General features: G+C 51.6%; 4 protein-coding genes. 3 read left to right on the top strand and 1 reads right to left on the bottom strand.

The features are described from left to right. The first annotated feature begins 162 nt into the window (after window positions 1–162). From aph(3'')-Ib to FTU82_RS15820, 3 genes are all read left to right on the top strand, one after another. Window positions 163–966: an aminoglycoside O-phosphotransferase APH(3'')-Ib gene (gene aph(3'')-Ib / locus FTU82_RS15830; RefSeq protein WP_001082319.1), complete on the top strand. Its 804-nt coding sequence runs from the start codon at window positions 163–165 to the stop codon at window positions 964–966. Next, on the top strand, window positions 966–1,802 hold the full coding sequence (locus FTU82_RS15825; protein ID WP_000480968.1) for an aminoglycoside O-phosphotransferase APH(6)-Id: 837 nt from the start codon (window positions 966–968) through the stop codon (window positions 1,800–1,802). Before aph(3'')-Ib ends, FTU82_RS15825 begins: the two co-directional genes overlap by 1 nt. A 161-nt stretch (window positions 1,803–1,963) precedes the next feature. Then, complete coding sequence (locus tag FTU82_RS15820; RefSeq protein ID WP_208536440.1) at window positions 1,964–2,236, top strand: hypothetical protein; 273 nt, start codon at window positions 1,964–1,966, stop codon at window positions 2,234–2,236. 15 nt (window positions 2,237–2,251) lie between these two features. Here the strand turns inward: FTU82_RS15820 and tet(Y) are convergent, their stop codons facing one another. Beyond that, window positions 2,252–3,427 (bottom strand): tetracycline efflux MFS transporter Tet(Y), encoded by a 1,176-nt coding sequence (gene tet(Y) / locus FTU82_RS15815; protein WP_011931119.1) that lies wholly within the window; start codon window positions 3,425–3,427, stop codon window positions 2,252–2,254. Window positions 3,428–3,570: the final 143 nt, after the last annotated feature.

The following is a 3,570-nucleotide window of genomic DNA, read 5'->3' as shown; positions in this document are numbered from 1 at the left end:
CAAGGAACTCGGCATCGAGCGCGTCACTCTCTACCGATATGTCGGTCCCAAAGGCGAGCTCAGAGACCATGGAAAGCATGTTCTCGGACTTACGTAGCAACTCGTTTCTTTTCGCAGGTTGAGCCACCTCCGCGCTTCATCAGAAAACTGAAGGAACCTCCATTGAATCGAACTAATATTTTTTTTGGTGAATCGCATTCTGACTGGTTGCCTGTCAGAGGCGGAGAATCTGGTGATTTTGTTTTTCGACGTGGTGACGGGCATGCCTTCGCGAAAATCGCACCTGCTTCCCGCCGCGGTGAGCTCGCTGGAGAGCGTGACCGCCTCATTTGGCTCAAAGGTCGAGGTGTGGCTTGCCCCGAGGTGATCAACTGGCAGGAGGAACAGGAGGGTGCATGCTTGGTGATAACGGCAATTCCGGGAGTACCGGCGGCTGATCTGTCTGGAGCGGATTTGCTCAAAGCGTGGCCGTCAATGGGGCAGCAACTTGGCGCTGTTCACAGCCTATCGGTTGATCAATGTCCGTTTGAGCGCAGGCTGTCGCGAATGTTCGGACGCGCCGTTGATGTGGTGTCCCGCAATGCCGTCAATCCCGACTTCTTACCGGACGAGGACAAGAGTACGCCGCAGCTCGATCTTTTGGCTCGTGTCGAACGAGAGCTACCGGTGCGGCTCGACCAAGAGCGCACCGATATGGTTGTTTGCCATGGTGATCCCTGCATGCCGAACTTCATGGTGGACCCTAAAACTCTTCAATGCACGGGTCTGATCGACCTTGGGCGGCTCGGAACAGCAGATCGCTATGCCGATTTGGCACTCATGATTGCTAACGCCGAAGAGAACTGGGCAGCGCCAGATGAAGCAGAGCGCGCCTTCGCTGTCCTATTCAATGTATTGGGGATCGAAGCCCCCGACCGCGAACGCCTTGCCTTCTATCTGCGATTGGACCCTCTGACTTGGGGTTGATGTTCATGCCGCCTGTTTTTCCTGCTCATTGGCACGTTTCGCAACCTGTTCTCATTGCGGACACCTTTTCCAGCCTCGTTTGGAAAGTTTCATTGCCAGACGGGACTCCTGCAATCGTCAAGGGATTGAAACCTATAGAAGACATTGCTGATGAACTGCGCGGGGCCGACTATCTGGTATGGCGCAATGGGAGGGGAGCAGTCCGGTTGCTCGGTCGTGAGAACAATCTGATGTTGCTCGAATATGCCGGGGAGCGAATGCTCTCTCACATCGTTGCCGAGCACGGCGACTACCAGGCGACCGAAATTGCAGCGGAACTAATGGCGAAGCTGTATGCCGCATCTGAGGAACCCCTGCCTTCTGCCCTTCTCCCGATCCGGGATCGCTTTGCAGCTTTGTTTCAGCGGGCGCGCGATGATCAAAACGCAGGTTGTCAAACTGACTACGTCCACGCGGCGATTATAGCCGATCAAATGATGAGCAATGCCTCGGAACTGCGTGGGCTACATGGCGATCTGCATCATGAAAACATCATGTTCTCCAGTCGCGGCTGGCTGGTGATAGATCCCGTCGGTCTGGTCGGTGAAGTGGGCTTTGGCGCCGCCAATATGTTCTACGATCCGGCTGACAGAGACGACCTTTGTCTCGATCCTAGACGCATTGCACAGATGGCGGACGCATTCTCTCGTGCGCTGGACGTCGATCCGCGTCGCCTGCTCGACCAGGCGTACGCTTATGGGTGCCTTTCCGCAGCTTGGAACGCGGATGGAGAAGAGGAGCAACGCGATCTAGCTATCGCGGCCGCGATCAAGCAGGTGCGACAGACGTCATACTAGATATCAAGCGACTTCTCCTATCCCCTGGGAACACATCAATCTTACCGGAGAATATCGTTGGCCAAAGCCTTAGCGTAGGATTTCGCCCTCTCCCGCAAACGACCCCATGTGGGCGGTAAAATCAGCTATGTCCGTATTCCCTCACCTGAAGACTTCTGGTGATGAAAATGGCATCCCCACCCGGAAACTGGAAAACCCGCTATAAAGCCAGTGATCTTGCAGACCATCAAAGATTAGAAATGACCTGCAAGAAATGTAACCGCCTTGTTTATATCAATAAGGCAATGATCAGCTCAATTCGAGGACACGAGCAATTATATTTGGACGAAGTTGAACGACGCGCACGCTGCAAAGCTCAAAATTGCCGTGGCACCATGCGCATGGCAATGGTGCGTCTTGATGAACTCAGCGGTTTTATTGGCGGGATTGCTTGATCTCCCGCCAAGATTTTAAGATCGCAATAAACTGGCTGACTGGCGCAATAATGGTATAGCAATAAGATAAAGGCTTGCTGCGACGAGCCAAACCCAACCATCCCACTGCCCCGCGGTTAAGCCATAAAGCGTCGTAAATCCGACCGGCCCGATAATCGAGGTTATATTCGTCAACCCCGTTAAAGTTCCCTGTAAAGCACCTTGTTTTTCATCGCAAACAAGACCTGAAATAATGGCCTGCAAAGCAGGCATACCAATGCCGCCTGTGGCCAGCATAAAAATTGCCGGCAGAACCATCCAACTTTGCGTGATAAAAGCCAGCAATAAAAACCCGCACATATCAGCGCCCATTCCAAGCAGCAACACACCGCGGTCACCCAGTCGCTTTGAAAGAGTGCCGGTTAAAACAGCTTGTACGAATGTATGTGCTGCACCAAAAACGGCCAGCGACACACCTGCTGTGCCAATATCCCAATTCAAGCGCTGTTCGCCATAAATCACCCACAAAGCGGCGGGCGCCTGCCCAATCAGCTGCATAAGAAAAAACAACGCAAAAAAGCTGGCAAGTCCCTGAACTGCAAAATTGAAGCGAAAGCCTTCAAACAAATTGATTTTGGCTGGCTGTCCTTCAGGCGGTTGTGACGGCGTTTTGGGCAACAAGAAAGCCACCAAACAAAAGGCAATTGCATTGAGAAGAGCCCCTGCCACAAAGGGCGCATGCACAGATATATCACCAAGAACACCGCCAATAGCAGGCCCTGCAATCATACCTGCACCAAAACACGCCCCCATAAAACCAAACCAACGCGCACGTTCTTCCTGTTTAGTTGTATCAGCGATAATTGATGCCGCGATTGCACCAGTTGCTCCGGTAACACCTGAGATAATCCGGCCGATATAAAGCACCCATAAAACAGGCGCTGCCGCCATTATGCTATAATCAATCGTGGCACCTAAAAATGAAACCAGCAAAATAATCCGCCGTCCATAGCGGTCAGATAACCGCCCTAAAACGGGCGCGCAAAAGACCTGCATAAACGCATAAAGCGATAAAAAAACACCATAGTGAAATGCTGTTTGCTCTGCCGGTACAAATTCATTTAATAAAGCCGGAACCACCGGCATGATTAATCCCAAACCAATCGCATCAAGCGCGACAACAATGAGTGCGGTTATAAGTGATTTTGACATAGATGTGACTTTTATTGGCACTGTTGCAAATAGGCTGACATGATAAGCTAAATATCTTATTTATTTCGAGATACAGCAGATGAATCCCTTCCACGGTCGGCACTTTCAAGGTGAAATCATTCTTTGGGCTGTTCGTTGGTATT

This window comes from Acinetobacter sp. YH12151, from assembly GCF_013418355.1.
Classification (GTDB): domain Bacteria; phylum Pseudomonadota; class Gammaproteobacteria; order Pseudomonadales; family Moraxellaceae; genus Acinetobacter; species Acinetobacter pseudolwoffii.
The sequence above is the reverse complement of the archived record's forward strand: the minus strand, read 5'-3'. Positions and strand labels throughout refer to the sequence as shown.